At 64.4% G+C, this 19,776-nt stretch carries 15 protein-coding genes and 1 tRNA gene; 13 read left to right on the forward strand and 3 right to left on the reverse strand.

Annotated elements, in window-relative coordinates; translation table 11 throughout:
• Positions 1-10 precede the first annotated feature (10 nt).
• The 4 genes from R6U53_RS05900 (at position 11) to R6U53_RS05915 (ending at position 3,161) form a co-directional block, all read left to right on the forward strand.
• Positions 11-964 (forward strand): ATP-binding cassette domain-containing protein, encoded by a 954-nt coding sequence (locus tag R6U53_RS05900; RefSeq protein WP_410321437.1) that lies wholly within the window; start codon positions 11-13, stop codon positions 962-964.
• Positions 965-1,041: 77 nt separating this feature from the next.
• Complete coding sequence (locus tag R6U53_RS05905; RefSeq protein WP_410321586.1) at positions 1,042-1,803, forward strand: ABC transporter permease; 762 nt, start codon at positions 1,042-1,044, stop codon at positions 1,801-1,803.
• An 84-nt stretch (positions 1,804-1,887) separates the two neighbouring features.
• On the forward strand, positions 1,888-2,556 hold the full coding sequence (locus R6U53_RS05910; RefSeq protein ID WP_410321438.1) for an MFS transporter: 669 nt from the start codon (positions 1,888-1,890) through the stop codon (positions 2,554-2,556).
• Positions 2,553-3,161, forward strand: coding sequence for an MFS transporter (locus R6U53_RS05915; protein WP_410321439.1), 609 nt, complete (start codon positions 2,553-2,555; stop codon positions 3,159-3,161). The genes R6U53_RS05910 and R6U53_RS05915 overlap by 4 nt, the downstream gene beginning before the upstream one ends.
• Before the next feature lie 78 nt (positions 3,162-3,239).
• On the opposite strand, the gene R6U53_RS05920 is transcribed toward R6U53_RS05915, so the two are convergent.
• Entirely contained in the window at positions 3,240-3,824 is a 585-nt protein-coding gene (locus R6U53_RS05920) for a hypothetical protein (protein ID WP_410321440.1), read from the reverse strand.
• Positions 3,821-5,077, reverse strand: coding sequence for an NRAMP family divalent metal transporter (locus R6U53_RS05925; RefSeq protein ID WP_410321587.1), 1,257 nt, complete (start codon positions 5,075-5,077; stop codon positions 3,821-3,823). Before R6U53_RS05925 ends, R6U53_RS05920 begins: the two co-directional genes overlap by 4 nt.
• 343 nt (positions 5,078-5,420) lie before the next feature.
• On the opposite strand from R6U53_RS05925, the gene thiD reads away from it, so the two are divergent.
• The 5 genes from thiD (at position 5,421) to R6U53_RS05950 (ending at position 12,643) form a co-directional block, all read left to right on the forward strand.
• Positions 5,421-6,788, forward strand: coding sequence for a bifunctional hydroxymethylpyrimidine kinase/phosphomethylpyrimidine kinase (thiD, locus tag R6U53_RS05930; protein ID WP_410321441.1), 1,368 nt, complete (start codon positions 5,421-5,423; stop codon positions 6,786-6,788).
• A 110-nt stretch (positions 6,789-6,898) separates the two neighbouring features.
• Positions 6,899-7,630, forward strand: coding sequence for an SDR family NAD(P)-dependent oxidoreductase (locus R6U53_RS05935; RefSeq protein WP_410321442.1), 732 nt, complete (start codon positions 6,899-6,901; stop codon positions 7,628-7,630).
• Positions 7,631-7,704: 74 nt separating this feature from the next.
• Positions 7,705-9,756 (forward strand): excinuclease ABC subunit UvrB, encoded by a 2,052-nt coding sequence (uvrB, locus tag R6U53_RS05940; RefSeq protein ID WP_410321443.1) that lies wholly within the window; start codon positions 7,705-7,707, stop codon positions 9,754-9,756.
• Positions 9,757-9,791: 35 nt separating this feature from the next.
• Positions 9,792-10,538 (forward strand): hypothetical protein, encoded by a 747-nt coding sequence (locus tag R6U53_RS05945; protein ID WP_410321444.1) that lies wholly within the window; start codon positions 9,792-9,794, stop codon positions 10,536-10,538.
• A 74-nt stretch (positions 10,539-10,612) separates the two neighbouring features.
• Positions 10,613-12,643 carry a DEAD/DEAH box helicase gene (locus R6U53_RS05950; protein ID WP_410321446.1) on the forward strand — a complete coding sequence of 677 codons (2,031 nt, stop codon included), beginning with the start codon at positions 10,613-10,615 and terminating at the stop codon, positions 12,641-12,643.
• Positions 12,644-12,676: 33 nt separating this feature from the next.
• Here R6U53_RS05950 and R6U53_RS05955 read toward each other — a convergent pair whose 3' ends face one another.
• Entirely contained in the window at positions 12,677-12,964 is a 288-nt protein-coding gene (locus tag R6U53_RS05955; RefSeq protein WP_410321447.1) for a pro-sigmaK processing inhibitor BofA family protein, read from the reverse strand.
• Between the two features lie 84 nt (positions 12,965-13,048).
• On the opposite strand from R6U53_RS05955, the gene R6U53_RS05960 reads away from it, so the two are divergent.
• From R6U53_RS05960 to R6U53_RS05975, 4 genes are all read left to right on the forward strand, one after another.
• Positions 13,049-13,121, forward strand: a tRNA-Pro gene (locus tag R6U53_RS05960).
• A gap of 79 nt (positions 13,122-13,200) precedes the next feature.
• Entirely contained in the window at positions 13,201-15,714 is a 2,514-nt protein-coding gene (locus R6U53_RS05965) for a heavy metal translocating P-type ATPase (protein ID WP_410321448.1), read from the forward strand.
• A gap of 120 nt (positions 15,715-15,834) precedes the next feature.
• A complete protein-coding gene (locus R6U53_RS05970) occupies positions 15,835-19,518 on the forward strand; it encodes an LAGLIDADG family homing endonuclease (RefSeq protein WP_410321449.1) in 3,684 nt (1,227 codons plus the stop codon).
• Complete coding sequence (locus R6U53_RS05975) at positions 19,519-19,773, forward strand: hypothetical protein (protein ID WP_410321450.1); 255 nt, start codon at positions 19,519-19,521, stop codon at positions 19,771-19,773.
• Positions 19,774-19,776 lie beyond the last annotated feature (3 nt).

The following is a 19,776-nucleotide window of genomic DNA, read 5'->3' on the forward strand; positions in this document are numbered from 1 at the left end:
ATCGTGTCACATGGAATCCGAACCCGCGATACGCGCCGACGGCCTCCGGAAGGCCTACGGCGACGTGCAGGCGCTCGATGGGCTGACATTCGAAGTCGACCGCGGGGAGTTTTTCGGACTGCTCGGCCCGAACGGGGCCGGGAAGACGACGTTTATCAACATCCTCGTCGGCCTCGTCCGCAAGGGCCGCGGCACGGCGGAGGTGTTCGGCTTCGACGTCGAGTCCGACTACCGACAGGCCCGCGACCGAATCGGGATCGCCCCACAGGAGTTCAACGTCGATCGGTTCTTCCCGATCCACGAGGTACTCGAACACAAGGCGGGCTACCACGGCGTCCCGCCAGCCGAAGCCGAACGCCGCGCCGAGAGAGCGCTGCAGACGGTCGGCATCTGGGACAAACGCGACACGCGGTTCGATTGGCTATCCGGCGGGATGAAACGCCGGTTCCTGCTCGCACGGGCGCTCGTGACCGATCCCGAACTACTCATCCTCGACGAGCCGACCGCGGGCGTCGACGTGCAGCTCCGCCGGGATCTGTGGCGCGTCATCGAGCGGCTCAACGCCGAGGGAACCACGATCTTGCTCACGACCCACTACATCGAGGAGGCCGAACGGCTCTGTGACCGGGTCGCGATCGTCGATTCGGGGCGAATCGTCGAGGTGTCGACGCCGGACGAACTCCGCTCGCGCGGCACCGATCGGGTGCATCTGACCCTCGCTGATCGACCGGCGAGCGTCCCGGATCTCGACGTCGACGGCGTCGTCGAGACCCGCCTCGACGGCTCGACGCTCGTCGTCACCGCACAGGGCGGCGGCGCGGTCGCTCCGGACCTGCTCCGGGCGCTCGAATACGAGGGCTACGAGGTACTCGATCTCGACATCCAGCGGGCCTCGCTCGAAGAGGTGTTCGTCGACATGACCCGGACGGACGAGAAGGCGGAACCGCTGGGGGCGATCCAGTGAGCGCCGACGCCGAAACGGGACCGGGAACCGAACGACGCACCGACACTCGACCCTCCGACTCGGCGACCGGAAACGGGGTGTTCGGCGTCGGATTCCGCTCCCTGCTCCGCCGGGAAATCCTCCGGTTCGTCCGGCGGCCGACGAACACCTTCTTACCGCCGGCGATCACGAACGTCCTCTACTTCGCCGTCTTCGGCGTCGTGTTGGGCCAGCGTATCGACAACGTCGCGGGTTTCGACTATATCGTCTTCTTATTGCCGGGGCTCGTCGTGTTGGGCGCGATCTCGAACGCCTTCGAGAACGCCTCGTTTTCGATCTTCCACGGGCGCTGGAACGAGTACATTCACGAGACGCTCACCTCGCCGCTGTCGTACACTTCGATGGTACTTGCGTACATCCTCGCGGCCGCCCTCCGGGGAGTCATCGTCGGGATCATCATCGTCGTGATCGGATTGATCTTCACCCCAGTGCCGATCGCCGAACCGGTCTACCTCGCCGCGTTCATGCTCGTCGTGCCCCTGCTTTTCGCCTCGTTGGGCGTCATCGGCGGGCTGGTCGCCAACGACTTCGACGACCTGACGGTTATGAGTCAGTTCATCCTCCGGCCGCTGGTCTTCTTCGGCGCGGTGTTTTACTCGCTCGACATCCTGCCGCCGTTATACCGGACGCTCTCGCTTCTCAATCCGATGGTGTACATGGTCAACGGCGTTCGGTTCGGGTTCCTCGGTTACCAAGAGGTCGATCCGCTCGTCTCGTTGGCCGTCCTGAGCGGCTTCACGGCTGCCGTCATCGCGCTCGACGTGTACCTGTTCAAACGGGGCTACGGCCTGATCGATTGAGCGCGACCCGCTTGGCTGGCCCCGTCCGGCCGCTCGCTATAATCAAGTGATCGACACGCAACCCGACGAACGCTTCCCACGAGCATGAACGGCAACGATCGATCGATCCTCTCGATCACGATGTTGGGACACGGGATGGTGCACATGTACGAGTTGGCCATCCCGATCTTCATTACCGTCTGGATCGCCGATCTCGGAGTCGGCTCCGCGACCCTCGGGATCGCCGTCACCGTCGGGTACGCCCTCTACGGCGTCGGGGCAGCACCGAGCGGTATCGTGACGGACGCGTACGGCTCTAAGCGGTTACTCGTGGTCTGTCTACTCGGAATGGGAGCGTCGTTCGGCCTGCTCGCGCTGGTCGACGACCTCCCGGGCGTGACGACCGCGTTGGCGGGTTGGGGTCTCGCGGCGAGCATCTACCACCCGGCCGGACTCCGGCTCATCAGTACCGGCGTCACCGAGCGGGGGGCGGGCTTCGGCTACCACGGCATCGCGGGCAACGTCGGCATCGCGCTCGGACCGCTGGTCGCGACGACGCTGTTGATCGTCTTCGAGTGGCGGTTCGTGGCGGCGGCCATGGCGGTGCCGGCGTTCGCCGCCGCGGTCTACACGGGTTACGCCTCCGTCGACGAGTTAGCCGCCGTCGAGCCGGCTACCGGAATCGGGGCGACCGACGGGGGAGGCGACGAATCGACCGCGGGCGACCCGGACGGTACACCGGAAGGCCCCCCCCCTCGCTCCGAGGGGTTTTGAGTGACACGCGAGCGATCTTCGCCGGCGGCTTCCTCATCGCCTTCCCGATGTTGATCCTCGAGGGGTTCTTTTATCGCGGCGTGTTGACGGTTCTCCCCGACATGCTGGCGGGCTACGAGAGCCTCGCGACCGTGACGGTCGCGGGCGAGTCGGTCGAGCCGTCGGGCTACGTGTTCGTCGGCCTCTTGATCGTCGGCATGGCCGGCCAGTACGTCGGCGGCCGATTGAGCGACGCGATGGCCCCGGAAAAAGCCGCCATCGGCGCGTTTCTCACGCTGGCGACGGTCAGCGTCCTGTTCGTGCCCGCCGCCAGCAGCGGGCTACTCGCGCTGTTGGCCGTGAGCGCGCTGTTGGGCTTCGTCCTCTTCGGCGAACAGCCCCTCCTGCAGGCGGTCGTCGCCGATTACTCGACCTCCGACGTTCGCGGGCTCTCCTACGGATACATGTTCGTCGGCGTCTTCGGCGTCGGATCGTTCGGAGCGGCGTTCAGTGGCGCGATGCTCGCGTACACGACCCAACGGGTTCTGTTTTTGCTCTTGGCGGTCGTCCCGTTCACGGCCGCGCTCATCTCGGCGGCGCTGTGGCGGTCGAACCGAACCGAATGAAGGGCGCGCGTTCGACCGGAAGCGGCGCGCTCGGAGACCCCGTCGCGAAAAGCCAACGAGCCCAACAGCGTCGATTGCCTATTCGAGACGCAGTACGCGATCCGCCCACGTTCGTAGCCGTTTTAATACGGCTCGCTCCCGACGTGAGACGGCCCCGTCGGTGCCGAACCCGTCCCCCTCGTAGGCGTTGACGACGGCGCAGTCCGCCCGATCACAGTATCGCACCAGCACATCCGGTTCGCCCGACTCGTGTTGAAACGGGATGGTGGCGTCGTTGACGAAGACCGCAGTCGGATCGGGGGGTATCGAATCGAGGATCCCTCTGGCCCGCTCGGCGTTGCGTCGAGCCAACGCCCGCACCTCGGCTTCGTCGCTCCCCTGCAACCGTGGCGCGTGGGCTTCGAGCACGCCGTGCCAGACGTCCTCGGGAACGTCGACGAATCGATCGATCCTTCCCCCGACGATGTCGCCGTCTCGGACGATCGAAGGGCCGAACTCCAACACCACGACACCCGCTGGGCCCCTCGTGTCGAGCCAAGCCTCGAGAGCGCGGGCGGTACGTCTCGTTTTTCCGACGCCCGACGGACCGACGATCAGGGTGGTACCCGAGAGCGGGACGGTGGATCGGTCGTCGGAGTCGTCGGCCCCCCGATCGCCGTTCACGCCAGCACCTCCTCGCGGCCGTACTTCGTCAGCAAGCCGGCAGTCGCGATCGTGAGCACGACGGCGAAGGCGAAGACGAACCCAAAGAGCGGATCGAGACCGGAGGCCAGTTCCTCTCGGATGAAGTTCGCGGCCAGCGTCCCGGACGTGACGAACAGCGCGATGCCGCCGAGGTTCGCCAGCGTCGAGTTGGCTTCCGGTACCGCATCGCTGTTCAGAAGGTAGAGGACGATCGCGATGGCGAACGGCGTCCCGACCGTCCCCAGGGCCAACACCAAAACGAGCTGGCCGAGTACTGCGCCGCCGATGAACGCACCGGCGCCCGACGACAGTGCGAAGACCGCGAGCAGGAGACGATATCGTGCGTCTGTAATCGAGGTACCCCAGCCGAGTTTGTCCGCGACGAGAAACGGCGGAACGATCGTGTTACCGCCCAGCGTCGACACTGCGGCACCGCCCAGGCCGAGCAGGAACAGCAATCGAGCGTGCTCGCCGACGAGGGGACCGAGCGCCTGGGCCGCACCGATCGTGGTCAGATCGGGGTCGGAGAGGACGCTCGCGGCGACGAGGAATATCGCGACGCTGTAGGTGCCGAACGCCACGAGCATGGATGCGCCGACGTCGAAGCTCGCGAGGTCGTAGTCGCTTGCGGTCCACTCGCGAGCGCGCATCGTGTAGGAGTGCATCGTTATCAGGGTGATGTGGACCGCGCCGCCGAGGACGCCGGCGGCGACGAGCGCACCGCCCGAGGGGAGCGTCGGCACCAGCCCGGTTGCCGCTGCCCCCGGGTCGATAGGGACGACCAAGAGGGACGCGACGAAGGCGATGACGACGGCCATCACGAGGAACTTCGCAACCGACTCCAACAGCCCGTATCCGCGTCCGGCAAGGCCGACTGCGAGGAGCGTCGCCCAGACGAGTCCCCAAAGTCGGGCGTCGATCCCCGTCAACGTCGCGGAGACGCTGGCCACCGTGTTCATAATCACCAGTTGTGCGACGCCGGCGGCGATCACGACGTCGGCGACGAGTATCCACGCCCACAGGTCACCGAGGTGTGATTCGGTGACGCTGACGATGCCGCGCTCGGTCAACAGACCCAGGCGCATGGAGAGATACTGTGCGAGCGAACCCGCGATGGCGGAAAGCGCGACGACCCACAGCAGATCGTAACCGAAGAGCGCCCCGGCGGTGATGAGACTCGCCATCGTCGCCGGACCGGCCGCGATGGCACCAGCGACCCACGATGGACCCATCTCCCGCAAATAAATCCGCACGGTTCCCCGCGTGACGGTCGGCGCGTCGATCGTCGAGTCCTCGGCGTCGGCGTTGCTTGCGGTCATGTCGGTTCCCCCTCCCGTCGCGAGGCGGGATCGGCCGTTCCGGTATCCCGATCCGTCAGATGAGGACGTTCGACGCCTCCACCGTACGCTCGAGTGGGATGGAGGCCGATGCACACGGTCGGATCGGCACGTGTCTTCGAATCGTTGGGGCGGGTCATGCGTGGGGCTGGTCGCTCGTCGGTAATATAATCTAGAGATACAACTAAGTTATGACGCGAGGAGTAGGTGTATGTATTCGCCACGAGGGACCAAAACCATGGAAGATCCGAGACGCAGCGCGCCAGCGGACCCGCCCGTCGTGCTCACGATCGCGGGAAGCGATTCCGGCGGCGGCGCGGGGATCCAGGCCGATATCAAGACCATAGAAGCCCTCGGTGCGTTCGCGACGAGCGCGATCACAAACGTCACCGCACAGAACACCCTCGGCGTGGCGTCGACACATCCGATCCCGATCGAGGAGATCGAAGGCCAGATCGACGCTGTCGTGGACGACTTCGACGTCCGAGCCATCAAAACGGGGATGCTCGGCACCCGTCCGATCGTCGAAACGGTGACCGAGTACGCCGCCGATCTCGCCGTTCCGTTGGTCGTCGATCCCGTGATGGTCGCCGCCTCCGGTGATCGGTTGCTGGACGCCGACGCCGAGGCGGCCTACGAGGGACTGATCGCGGAATCGACGCTCGTGACGCCGAACGCGGACGAGGCGGCCGTGTTGACGGGGACGAAACCGGACTCCACGGAGAGTGCTCACACGGCGGGGCGGGCGATCGTCGCTCTCGGGGCGGACGCCGTGCTCGTCAAGGGGGGCCACATCCCCGGTGATCGGGTGGTCGACGTTCTGACCACCCCGGAGGAGGAGTTCGTCTTCGAGCACCCCCGTATCGACACCGAAGCGACCCACGGCTCCGGCTGCACCCTATCGAGCGCGATCGCGACGCGATTCGCTCACGGGGACGGGATCCGGGACGCCGTCGAGTACGGTATCGAATTCATCGAAAGGGCCGTCAGATATCCACTCGACGTCGGATCCGGACCGGGATCGGTACACCACATGGTCGACGTCCGAGAACGCGCATCGCGACATAGCACGTCGGAGGCCGTCGAAACGGTCGTGGAGGCACTCGTCGACGCGGACGCCGGAGCGCTCGTGCCGGAAGTTGGGCTGAACGTCGTCGGTGCGACGCCGTACGCCGAAACGGTCGCCCAGACGGCCGCCGTCGAAGGGCGGATCACCCGGACGGAGAGCGGTATCAGGCCGAACCGCGGCGTCCGGTTCGGGGCGTCGAGCCACGTCGCGCGATTTCTCCTCGCGGCGCGAGAACACGATCCGTCGCTGCGATTTGCGGCCAACGTCCGGTTCGGTGCCGACGTGGAGGATGCACTGTCAGTCCTGGACGACGTCGTCGAGATAGACCGATCGAACGAGCCCCGGCCCGACGAGGAAGCTTCGACGATGGGCTGGGCCGCGAGTACGGCGTTTCGGTCGGCATCGGGAACGCCGACCGCCGTCTTCGATCGGGGAGACATCGGAAAGGAAGCTATGACGAGGGTCCTCGCACCCGAGATGGAAACGCTCATTCGTCGACTTCGAGCGCTACTGTTCGCGCTCGATGAGGAGCGCTGAACGGCGCGCGCGCGACGACGCCACTTCTCGCTCGTCGCCCACCGTGAGGTCGTAGGTCCGAACGCGTGAACCGGAGAGTTGATCATCTAGTGTTACAACCGAGTTATACAATGCGCATACTAGTTACCGGTGCGAGCCGAGGGATCGGTCGATCGATCGCGCTCACGCTTGGCGGCGATCACGATATCGCGGTGAACTATCTGAGTTCACGACAAGAGGCGACTCGAGTCGTCGAAGCCGTCGCGGAGCAGGGCAGTGATGCGGTCGCTCTGAAGGCCGACGTCAGCGACTCCAGCGCGGTCGACTCGATGATCGAGGAGGTGGTCGATACCTTCGGCACGCTCGATGCGGTCGTGAACAATGCGGGCATCGTGGAACCAGATCTCGCGACGGATATCGACGACGAACAGTGGTCTCGCGTCCTCGATACGAACCTCACCGGAGCGTTCAACGTCGCCCGCGCCGCCCTCCCACACGTCGAGCCCGGCGGGGACATCGTGTTCGTTTCCAGCATCGGCGGCACCGGTGGAACGGTCGACGCCAGCTACGCTGCGAGTAAGGCGGGGCTCCACGGATTGACCCGCTCGCTGGCGCGCGAATACGGCGATAGCGGTGTTCAAGTCAACGCCGTTGCCCCCGGTCCCGTCGAGACAGAGCTGAACGGTGCGATTCTCGGGTATCTCGAATCCATCGATTTCCGTGGTCACGAGAACGTCGACACGCATCTCCCAGAATACGCCTGCCAGCCGGAGGACGTCGCCCACACCGTGGCCTACCTGCTCGAAAACGACTACGTGCAGGGTGAGATCGTCAACGTAAACGGCGGGATGCAGTTCCGGTAGGCGAGGAACCCCCACGGTGGTCGACGGTCGCCCCGAACGCACGGCTCAAGTGTCTCAACCCCCACAACCAGACAATGAGCGACACCGGACCCCTCCAGCCCGACCGCCCTGATCTGGACCGACCGTTTCGGGTCGACGCACCGTTCGAGCCGGCGGGCGACCAACCCGAGGCGATCGAGGAGTTGGTCGCCGGCTACGAAGCCGGAGCGGACAAACAGACCCTCCTCGGGGTGACCGGTTCGGGGAAGACGAACACCGTCTCGTGGGTGATCGAGGAGCTCCAGCAGCCGACGCTCGTGCTCGCGCACAACAAGACGCTCGCCGCACAGCTGTACGAGGAGTTTCGAAATCTCTTCGCGGACAACGCCGTCGAGTACTTTGTCTCCTACTACGACTACTATCAGCCCGAAGCGTACGTCGAGCGCACCGACACCTACATCGACAAGGACATGTCGATCAACGAAGAGATCGATCGTCTGCGACACTCCGCGACCCGGTCGCTTTTGACGCGCGACGACGTGATCGTCGTCGCCTCCGTCTCGGCGATCTACGGCCTCGGCGACCCCGCGAACTACGAGGGGATGGCGATGCGGCTCGAACCCGGCGAGGAGGTGGGCCGCGAGGGCCTTCTCAAACGCCTCGTCGATCTGAACTATGAGCGCAACGACGTCGACTTCCAGCAGGGGACGTTCAGGGTCCGCGGCGACACCGTCGAGATCTACCCGATGTATGGTCGCCACGCCCTCCGCGTCGAGTTCTGGGGCGACGAGATCGACCGGATCATGAAAGTCGACGTGTTGAACGGCGAGGTCGTCTCGACGGAGCCGGCCGCGTTGGTTCACCCCGCGGAGCACTACTCGATGCCCGAGGAGACGCTGCGGGAGGCGATCGAGGAGATCGAGGAGCTGATGGATCGGCGGGTGCGCTACTTCGAGCGACAGGGCGATCTCGTCGCGGCCCAGCGAATCGAGGAGCGGACCACCTTCGACATCGAGATGCTCGAGGAGACCGGCTACTGTTCGGGCATCGAGAACTACTCGGTTCACATGTCCGACCGCGAGTCCGGGGAGGCACCGTACACCCTGCTCGATTACTTCCCCGACGACTTCCTCACCGTCGTCGACGAGTCACACCAGACGATCCCGCAGATCAAAGGCCAGTTCGCGGGCGACAAATCCCGCAAGGAGTCACTCGTCGACAACGGGTTTCGGCTGCCGACCGCCTACGACAACCGGCCGCTGACGTTCGAGGAGTTCGAAGAGAAGACGGATCGGACGCTGTACGTCTCGGCGACCCCGAGCGACTACGAGCGCGAGCACTCCGCAGGGATCGTCGAACAGATCGTTCGGCCGACTCATCTCGTCGATCCGGAGGTAGAAATCGCCTCCGCAGACGGTCAAATAGAGGATTTGATGGAGCGGATCGAGGCCGTCCCGGAGGGCGAGCGCGTCCTCGTGACGACCCTGACAAAGCGGATGGCCGAGGACCTCACGGAGTATCTCGAAGGTGCGGGCGTCGACGTCGCCTACATGCACGACGAGACCGACACGCTCGAGCGCCACGAGTTGATCCGATCGCTGCGGCTCGGCGAGATTCAGGTACTCGTGGGGATCAACCTCCTGCGTGAGGGGCTCGACATCCCGGAAGTGAGCCTCGTCGCCATCCTCGACGCCGATCAAGAGGGCTTTCTCCGCTCGGCGACGACGCTGGTACAGACGATGGGCCGGGCGGCGAGAAACGTCAACGGGCGCGTCGTCCTCTACGCGAACGAGACGACGGATTCGATGCAGTCTGCGATCGAGGAGACCCGCCGTCGTCGTGAGATCCAGACCGAGTTCAACGCCGAACACGGCAACGAGCCGCGGACGATCGAGAAAGCCGTCGGCGAGACGAACCTCCCCGGTTCCAAGATGGATACAGACGGCGTCTCCGGGCTGGAGGCTGACTCTGCCGAGGAAGCCGAGGAACTCATCGAGCGGCTCGAACGCCGGATGAACGAGGCGGCCGAAAACCTCGAGTTCGAACTCGCCGCGGACATCCGGGATCGGATCCGAGGCCTCCGAGAGACCTTCGACGAACTCGACGCGCCCGACGATGGCGTGCCGACACCCGACGACGAGTTCTGACACCCTTTTTGTTCGCTCGGATAGAGTCTCCGACAATGAGCGTCCGTGCGTATCTCCGGTCCCCAGTTGCGCTCGCGTGGACGCTCATCGGATCGATTGCCGTCGGGGGAGTCATCGCGGGAGGCTGGCGATTCGCCCGGTTCGTCGCGTCGCGGACGATGATCGCCGATCCGGCGTTCCTCGGAGGGCTGGGGTTGATCCTCGCGTTCGGTCTCATCGCCGTCGCCGTCATCGGCGTCCTTTGGGCCGTTTGGCTCCCGTGTAGCGCGGCCATCGCCTACGCCGTCGGGCGTCGGCTTCGAGGCCGACCGGCGACGGGGGCCGAAACGATCGGCGTCGTCGATTCCCGGATCGAACCGTTGTATCGGTGGTCGAAAACCCGCGTGGCGATCGGGCCGATCGCCGACGGGGCCCTCACCGACAAGGACGTCTCGCCCGCGGAGGTCGCGGTCGGCTGTGACGCGTTCGTCATCCCGGCGCTCGTGCTCGATACGCCGACGCTCCCGTCCGCCGTCGAACGGGCCAATAGGGTCGTTCCACGCCCCGGACGCCGGCGGCTCCAACTGGCCGGACTCGCCGGCACGGCGCTGCTCGCAGCCCTCGGGTGGGGTGTCGATACCCTCGTGTACCCGACGATTCCGTTCTCCACGGCGGAACCGGCCGTCCCGCCGATCGTCGCCGCCGCGCTCGTCGGCGGCGTCGTGGTGACGGCCGCGATCGATACCGCCTGGCGAGTCGGCGTGTACGTCGCGTCGGACCTCGACGAGGGCTTTTCGCGCTGACGTGTGGCATGCGTGCGATCCCCGTCGAATCGGGAGCCGAACCCCTGAAATACCCCGATAAACTACGGGAATACGTGTCGAAACAGGTCGCCGAGGTGGGAACGCTGTTCTTCCACGGCCGCGACGGCGAGTACACCGTCGTCGTCCGTCGTGACGGCGAGCGACTGCTCCACGGGCGGCTCGACCTGAAGGAGACGGACGCCGGACCGCGACCGGGGCGGTTTCGCATCAAAGAGGGCGACGACGAGATCCCACGGCGGCCCGAGCAGTTCGTCGAGATGGCTCGCCGAGCCTCTCGGATTCGGATCTCCGAGCAGACCCCGCGGGCGGGCCGCGAGGAGATCGAAGCGATGCTCGCCGGCTACCAACTCGAGGCCAAGCAGGTCCGGACGTGTCGGTACTGTTCGGGCAAGGGCCGGTACTCGCCGCTGACCTCGGAGACGGCGATCAAGGCCGACGACGAGTACATCTGTCCGGACTGTGCGAAACGGGAACTCGAACGGGAGGCGAACTACCGCGGGCTTCGCTCCGGCGCTCGTGACCGACTCGAAGAGCTGTTGGTAGAGGTCGGCGACCTCGAACGGGTCGCGAACCTCCTGTCCGGCCAGCTCGATCCCGACCTGACGAAGTTCGACGAGATCAGCGCGACGACCGACGAGATAGATCTCGTTTCCACCCGGGACCTCGACGTTCACGGCGAGTTGAAATCGCGGCTCCAGCGATTCGACGAACTGCTTCCGGTGCAGAGTCTCGCCGTCAGGAACGGACTCCTCGACGGCCGCGATCAACTCGTCGTGAGCGCGACGGCGACCGGGAAGACGCTCGTCGGCGAACTCGCCGGGATCGACCGCGCGTTGAAAGGCGAGGGGAAGCTCCTGTTTCTCGTCCCGCTCGTCGCGCTCGCGAACCAGAAACACGAGGACTTCGAAGCTGAGTACGGCGACGTGCTCGACGTGACGATCCGCGTCGGGGCGTCGCGCATCCGCGACGACGGCAACCGGTTCGATCCGAACGCCGACGTGATCGTCGGGACGTACGAGGGCATCGATCACGCCCTTCGGACCGGCAAGGACCTCAGCGACATCGGGAGCGTCGTCATCGATGAGATCCACACCCTCGGCGAGGAGGAGCGCGGCCACCGTCTCGACGGGCTCATCTCCCGGCTGAAACACTACTGCGAGACGGCCGACTCGGACACCCAGTGGGTGTACCTGTCAGCGACCGTCGGCAACGCGACCGAACTCGCCGGGCAGCTCGACGCCCAGTTGATCGAGTTCGAGGAGCGGCCGGTCCCGATCGAACGCCACGTCACCTTCGCCGACGGAAGCGAGAAGGTCGACATCGAGAACAAACTCGTCCGCCGGGCGTTCGACGCGAAGTCCTCGAAGGGGTATCGGGGGCAGACGATCATCTTCACGAACTCACGCCGGCGCTGTCACGAGATCTCGCGGCGGCTCGACTACGAGTCAGCGCCGTATCACGCGGGGCTCGATTACGGCCAACGAAAGCGCGTCGAGCGACAGTTTGGCGAGCAGGAACTCGCCGCCGTCGTCACGACCGCGGCGCTCGCGGCCGGCGTCGACTTCCCCGCCTCGCAGGTGATCTTCGACTCGCTCGCGATGGGTATCGAGTGGCTCAACGTCCAGGAGTTCGAGCAGATGCTCGGCCGCGCCGGGCGCCCGGACTACCACGACCAGGGGACGGTGTACCTCCTCGTCGATCCCGACGGGACGTACCACAACTCGATGGAGATGTCCGAGGACGAGGTGGCGTTCAAGCTCCTGAAAGGCGAGATGGAGCCGGTGATCACCCGCTACGACGAGACGGCGGCGATCGAGGAGACGCTCGCCAACATCACCGTCGCCGGCAAAGGCGCGAAACGGCTGAACGACCGGATGGTCGGCGAGGTGCCGACGAAACACGCTCTCGGAAAGCTCATCGAGTACGAGTTCATCGACGGCTTCGATCCGACGCCGCTGGGTCGAGCGATCACCGAGCACTTCCTCGAACCCGCCGAGGCATTCTTCATTCTCGATGCGATCCGGTCCGGGGAGGGACCCGACGAGATCGTCGCCGGGGTCGAGTTACGCGGCGAGGATCGATAGCGAGTTACCGAGCGCCAACGCGCCGACCGATCATTACACCAGCGTCAACACACCGACCGGCACCGCCATCCCGGCGAAGGCGATCCCGAGGTACGCAAGGAGGATCACAAGAATCGCACCCGGGATCCCGCCGACGGCGCAGATCAACACCGCGATCGGCGTGATCTCGACGCCGATACCGAGGAAACTCGCGATCACCAACACGATCAGGCCGAACACCGCGTTGACGATGAACGGTTTGACCGCCTTGATAATCGTGTACGTGCCGAACAACAGCGCCAACGCAGCGACGAGCAGGGCGATCTCGATCGTTGTGACCATACGGGGACGTTCACAAAGGGACGCTAAATCCCTTGGGGCCGAGAACGAAACGTTTTCACGGTGTCGGCGGCTACGAGTTGTTGCGGGACCGTGGGGTAGTTTGGTATCCTTCAGCGTTTGGGACGCTGTAACCCCGATTCAAATTCGGGCGGTCCCATCGTTTCGATCGGTTCGGTCGGTTCGTCTCCGAAGTGCCGACGCCAGTCTTTTTGCGCCCACTCCACGATTCGGACACCGTGGCCGACGACATCGACGTGGAGACCTGCGAGTTCTGCGGTGAGCGACTCGCTTCGACGGCCACAGAGGCGGACGACGGCGGCGTATTCTGCGGAACGCCCTGCGAGGAGATCGCCCGCACGCTCGGTGGGCGAACGAGCATGCGGTCGGAAGGCGCGCCCTCCCTGGATAGCGACAACGATGGCAACGAGGGGGTCGTCGGCACGTTCCTCCGGATCGACGGGATGTATTCGGCGACGTGCGAGGCGTTTCTCGAAGCCGTCGCCACGAAGCGAGACGGCGTCGTCGCCGCCGAAGCGAGCTACGTCACCGAGACGGTTCGCGTCGATCACGATCCCGACCTGATCTCGCCGGTCGAACTCGAGGACGTCCTGACGACGCTCGGATACACGGCGTACCGACGGGTGAACGCGACGGAGTCCTCGGACGGATCCGGCGGCGACGGGACGACCCGATGGGCCCGCGAAGTCAGCGGAATGAAAAAGCGGCGGGACGAGACGTTTCTCGGCCTCCGGTACGCCGCCGGGATCCTCTTCGGCGCGTTCATCTTCGTCCCCTACGTCGCGATCATCTATCCCGTTCAACTGGCCTCGATATTCGATTGGTGGTTCCTCAGCCAGTTCGAGGGCGCCTTTCGACTCGACGGCGCCGGCGGGTTCCTCTTCTTGCGGACCTACTTTGTCATGACCGGCATCGTGCTCTTTTTCACCGGTATGCCAGTGCTTCGCGGCGCGTACGTGAGCCTGCGGATGCGACGGATGACGACCGACGTGCTCGTCGCCGCGACCGCACTCGGCGCGTACGCATACAGCACGCTCGCGGTGCTCGTCGGACGGATCGACATCTATTACGACCTCACGATCCTCGTCGCGGCGTCGGTGACGGCGGTGGCGTTCTACGAGTCCGCGGTCAAGCGGCGGGCGCTCGGGAAACTGACCGATCTCACGGTGTCGCAGGTCGACACCGCCCGATTGTACGGGCCGGATGAGAACCCAAACGGGACGACCGAGATACCGGTCGAGGACGTTCGTCGCGGTGACGAGCTCCTCGTCCGCGAGGGCGAGCGAATCCCGGTCGGCGGGACGCTCCGAGAGGGTGAGTGCGTTCTCAACGAGGCCGTCGTGACCGGCGAGTCACACCCGGTGCGGAAACGCGAGGGAGACGCGGTCGTGGCCGGCTCGGTTGTCACAGACGGGTCGGCGCTGGTTCGGGCGGACGAGGGCCCGATCGGCGGCGTCGACCGACTCACCGCGACCGTATGGAACCTCCAGAGTGCGACCCACGGCGGCCGCCGGTACGCCGACCGCCGCGCCGCGTGGGTCGTTCCGGCCGTCTTCGCCGTCAGCATCGTCGCAGGGGTCGTCGGGTTCGCGCTCGAGTGGGGGGCGCTGGGGAGCGTTCTCGCCGCGTTGCTCGCTCTGATAGTCGTCAGTCCCTGGGCGATCGGCCTCGCGACGCCGCTTTCGGTCGCGACCAGCATCGAAGCGGCGCTCGAACGGGGGATCGTCGTCTTCGACGAGACGGTGTTCGAACGGCTCCGTAGGATCGACATCGTCGTCTTCGACAAGACGGGGACGCTGACCACCGGACGGATGGACGTCATCGACGCCGAAGCGCCGGACTCGACGCTTGCGGCCGCGGTCGCCGTGGAGCGCCGGGCGTCACATCCGGTGGCGCGTGCGATCGTCGACGCGTTCGAAACGCCTTCGAATGGAGAGGGGTCGGCTGCCGACGGGGGATCGTCGGCGGCGGGCGGGCGGATAACCGTCGAGGCGTTCGAGAGCCACGGCACCGGCGTCGAGGGAACTGTCGACGACGATTCGGTGCTCGTGGGCACACCGGAGCTCTTCGCCAACCGCGGGTGGTCCGTCGACGAGACGATCGAACGACGGACGGACGAAGCCCGCGAGACGGGTCACGTGCCGGTCGTACTCGGCCGAAACGGGAGAGCCGAGGGGTTCGTGATCGTCGGTGATACGCCACGGGATGAGTGGCGGGATACGGTGAGAGGGTTGTCCGACCGAGGGCTCGAAGTCGTCGTGTTGACCGGCGATCGTGGCAGCTCCACCGGATTTCTCCGAGACGAAGGGGCGATCGATCACGTTTTCGCTGGCGTATCTCCGGCGGCGAAAGCCGAGACGATACGGCGGCTGGGAGACGGCCGACGGGTCGCGATGGTCGGCGACGGGACCAACGACGCGATGGCGCTGGCCGTCGCCGACCTCGGGCTATCGCTCGGGAGCGGGACCGCCATGGCGGCCGACGCCGCGGACGTAGCGATCCTCGACGACGAGATTCGATCCGTGGGTGAAGCTTTCGATCTCGCCCGCGCCGCGAAGCGGCGGCTCGAACGGAACGTCCGTCTCGCCGCATCGTACAACTTCGTCGCCCTTGCGCTCGTAGGCGTGGCGGCGCTGGTTCCGGTGTTCGTGGTTGGTGCCGTCCTCTTGACCGGTGGGCTGTTGGCCGCGAACTCGGTGACGGCGTTAGGTCCCGCCGACCCGGAGCCGTAGTGAGACGCTACGCGTTTCGAACTCGATGACGACGGACAGAGGGTGTATCGAGTCAGGCGTCCGTCGACGACGCGACGAGGCAAGGTTCTTATTCGGTCGCGCGCGAAAAGAGTATACTAAATGGCTCGCGCGGAAAACACGGAAGTCATCGACAAGTTCGAGGGGTTCTATCGCGACTACTACCGAAACGAGATCGGCCAGCTCGCTCAGAAGTACCCGAACGAGAAGCGGTCGCTGTACATCGGCTGGGACGATCTGTATCGGTTCGATCCGGACCTCGCCGACGACTTCATCGCTCAACCCGACCAGATGCGCGATTACGCCGAGGAGGCGCTCAGACTCTACGATCTGCCGGTCGACGTGAAACTGGGGCAAGCGCACGTCCGGATCAAGAACCTCCAGAAGACGACCGGCATCCGCGACATTCGCGCGCGCCACCGCGGCCAACTCGTCGAGGTGACGGGAATCATCCGAAAGGCGACCGACGTCCGCCCGAAGATAACGGAGGCCGCCTTCGAGTGTCAGCGTTGTGGCACCCTCACGCGCATTCCGCAGACCTCCGGCGACTTCTACGAACCACACGAGTGTCAGGGCTGTGAGCGACAGGGACCGTTCGACATCAACTTCGACCAATCGGAGTTCGTCGACGCACAGAAGCTCCGGGTACAGGAATCCCCGGAGGGACTCCGCGGCGGCGAAACGCCACAGAGCATCGACGTCCACATCGATGACGACATCACGGGACGGGTGACCGCCGGCGATCACGTCCGCGTGACAGGCGTTCTCCACCTCGACCAACAGGGGTCGAACCAGGAGAAATCACCCATCTTCGACGTCTACATGGACGGGATGTCCGTCGAGATCGAGGACGAGCAGTTCGAGGACATGGACATCACCGACGAGGACAAAAAGCGGATCATCGAACTCTCGAACGAATCGGACATCTACGAGAAGATGATCGCGTCGATGGCCCCCTCGATCTACGGCTACGATCAGGAGAAACTTGCCATCATCATGCAGTTGTTCTCGGGCGTCACGAAACACCTCCCGGACGGGTCACGGACGCGTGGAGATTTGCACATGCTCCTGATCGGCGATCCCGGTACGGGTAAGTGCGCGAGGGGGGAGACGAAAGTCACCCTTTCGGATGGAAGCGAGGTTCCGCTCGAAGAGCTCGTCGAATCGAACCTTGACGATCCGAAACCGATAGACGACGGAGTCTACGACGAGGTTGATTTTGAGGTCCCATCGATGAGCCATGACGGCGTTCTCACCCGTCAACGGGCGACGAAAGTCTGGAAACGCGAGTCACCGGAACGGATGTATCGGGTCGAAACGGCAACCGGTCGAACGTTGGAAGTGACGCCGAGCCACCCGTTATTCGTGAGCTCTGGCGGATGTCTTCGAGCCCGTCAGACGAAAGCTCTGGAAGAGGGGGAGTTCATTGCCGCCCCGCGCTCGTTACCGGTAGAAGGCGATGACACCCTCGACGTTTCCTATCGCAGATCGAAAGCGAACAACGCCGTTCGGCTGGAGGCACCCGATAGACTGACACCCGGACTCGCCAGATTGATCGGTTACATCGTCGCGGAAGGGTACGTCGAGCATCGCGACGACAACACAGACAGCGTCTGGCTGACGAACAACGACAGAGAGATACTCGATGATGCGGCATCGGTCTTCGATCGGCTCGGAGTGAACTATTTCGAACGGAAGCCACATCGCCGAAAAACTGCGAACGGGCTGGTTTGCTCGTCCGAAGAGTTCGTTCGATTCCTCGAAAACCTCGAGCCGGCAATGCTCGAGAGATCCGCCGAACAGCGTGTACCATCGGTGTTATTCCGTGCCACGCGTCCGTGTAAGGCAGGGTTCTTGAGAGCGTACATCGATGGCGAGTGCACGGTTTCGGATACGGAACGTGAACTCTCGATCGCGTCGATGAGTCGGGAGTTGCTAGAGGGCGTTCGAACTTTGTTGCTTTCGTTCGAGATTCAAGCGCAGTTACAACCGGGGACCAACGGGAGCTATCGACTCGGGATCAGCGGTCGAGATTTCGAGCGATACAGAAATCAGATAGGATTCGTTACCCACCCGAAACCCGATGCAGCCACGGAGTGCGAAGGGATCTCCGCGAACACAGATGCGGACATCGTTCCGAACATCGGAAACGAGCTTCGAGAGATCCGAGAGCGGCTCGAATTGTCGCAGTTCGACTGTGGGCTTCCACGAACCACGTACCGACATTACGAGCGGGGTGACAGAGATCCGAGCCGTTCCAGCCTCCGCACGGTCCTGAGCGTCTTTTCGAACAGGCTAGACGAGTTATCCGAGCTTCGCGAGTCCGTTTCCGCCGGTGATTGGAACACCATCGTCGAGGTGCGCGACGAGCTGAACATCTCTCAGGCTTCGTTAGCCAGTAAGATGGGCGTAGAGCAGACCGCCGTGAGTTACTGCGAACGAAACGAAGTCGTTCCGGACGGTGGACGCGCGGCTGGTGCGGAAGAAGTCGTATTGGAGAGGATTGACGCGGCGTTGTCGGTGGAGGCCGATATCGAACGGCTTCGAGCGCTCGTCGATAGCGATATCGTCTGGGATCGGATCGACTCGATCGAAGCTGTCGTACCCGATTACGAGTGGGTTTACGACCTCGAAGTCGAGGGAACTCACAGCTACGTCTCGAACAACGTCATCTCGCATAACTCCCAGCTTTTGCAGTACGTCCGAAATCTGGCACCTCGATCGGTTTACACGTCCGGTAAAGGTTCGTCTAGCGCCGGCCTGACTGCCGCCGCGGTCCGCGACGACTTCGGTGACGGCCAACAGTGGACGCTGGAAGCCGGCGCGCTCGTATTGGCGGATCAGGGAATCGCCGCTGTCGACGAGCTCGATAAGATGCGCCCGGAAGATCGCTCCGCAATGCACGAAGCGCTCGAACAGCAGAGCATAAGCGTCAGCAAGGCAGGAATCAACGCCACTCTCAAGTCCAGGTGCTCCCTTTTGGGCGCTGCGAACCCCAAATACGGTCGATTCGACCAGTACGAATCCATCGGAGAACAGATAGATCTGGAACCCGCGCTCATCTCGCGGTTCGATCTGATATTCACCGTCACCGATCAACCCGACGCCGAGAAGGACGCGAACCTCGCGGATCACATCATCAACACGAACTACGCGGGCGAGCTGTTCACCCACCGCGAGAACACGACGACCTCGAACGTCTCCAAGGAGGAAGTCGAGAACGTCACCGAGAACGTCGAACCGGAGATCGACGCCGAGTTGTTGCGCAAGTACATCGCCTACGCCAAGCGGAACTGCTACCCGATGATGACCGAGGAGGCGAAGGTCGGCATCCGGGATTTCTACGTCGATCTGCGCTCGAAGGGCCAAGGCGACGACGCGCCGGTACCGGTGACCGCACGGAAGTTGGAGGCGTTGGTTCGGCTCTCGGAGGCCTCGGCGCGGATGCGGCTCTCGGATACGGTCGAACGCGAGGACGCCGAGCGCGTCATCGAGATCGTCCGGTCGTGTCTGAAGGATATCGGTGTCGATCCCGAAACCGGTGAGTTCGACGCCGACGTGGTCGAAACCGGCCGGAGCAAGAGCCAGCGCGACCGCATCAAGAACATCAAGTCGCTGATAAGCGAGATCGAAACCGAGTACGACGAAGGTGCGCCGATCGAGACGATTCTCGATCGCGCCGAGGAGATAGGCATGGATCGATCCCAGGCCGAACACGAGATCGAGAAGCTTCGGCGTCAGGGCGACGTGTACGAACCGTCGACGGATCATTTGAGGACGGTGTAGATGGATCGGATCGCAACCCTCCGCCGGATAGAGGGTGCGCTGTCGGCGTTCGAAGCCGGTGAAGCCGACCTCGATGCCTGCGAGCGACGGATTCGAGCGGCTGTTCGGACGTTCGCGACCGAGTTCGACGGCGAGCTTTCGGCGTATCGGTCCGACGACGGAACCGTTGTAGTTGCCGCGTCCGAGCGGGAGGCTCGCGAGCGGATCCGACGGTTGACGGACGCCGACGCGCCGACGGTTCGACGGATCGAATGAGGG

The organism is Natronomonas sp., assembly GCF_046483325.1.
Taxonomy (GTDB): domain Archaea; phylum Halobacteriota; class Halobacteria; order Halobacteriales; family Haloarculaceae; genus Natronomonas.

Bases quoted from the DNA above. Each gene is read 5' to 3' on its own strand.
- R6U53_RS05975 (WP_410321450.1), top strand. From the start codon at position 19,519: ATGGATCGGATCGCAACCCTCCGCCGGATAGAGGGTGCGCTGTCGGCG.
- uvrB (WP_410321443.1), top strand. From the start codon at position 7,705: ATGAGCGACACCGGACCCCTCCAGCCCGACCGCCCTGATCTGGACCGA.
- R6U53_RS05945 (WP_410321444.1), top strand. From the start codon at position 9,792: ATGAGCGTCCGTGCGTATCTCCGGTCCCCAGTTGCGCTCGCGTGGACG.
- R6U53_RS05935 (WP_410321442.1), top strand. From the start codon at position 6,899: ATGCGCATACTAGTTACCGGTGCGAGCCGAGGGATCGGTCGATCGATC.
- R6U53_RS05925 (WP_410321587.1), bottom strand. From the start codon at position 5,077: ATGGGTCCATCGTGGGTCGCTGGTGCCATCGCGGCCGGTCCGGCGACG.
- R6U53_RS05910 (WP_410321438.1), top strand. From the start codon at position 1,888: ATGAACGGCAACGATCGATCGATCCTCTCGATCACGATGTTGGGACAC.
- R6U53_RS05900 (WP_410321437.1), top strand. From the start codon at position 11: ATGGAATCCGAACCCGCGATACGCGCCGACGGCCTCCGGAAGGCCTAC.
- R6U53_RS05970 (WP_410321449.1), top strand. From the start codon at position 15,835: ATGGCTCGCGCGGAAAACACGGAAGTCATCGACAAGTTCGAGGGGTTC.
- R6U53_RS05955 (WP_410321447.1), bottom strand. From the start codon at position 12,964: ATGGTCACAACGATCGAGATCGCCCTGCTCGTCGCTGCGTTGGCGCTG.
- thiD (WP_410321441.1), top strand. From the start codon at position 5,421: ATGGAAGATCCGAGACGCAGCGCGCCAGCGGACCCGCCCGTCGTGCTC.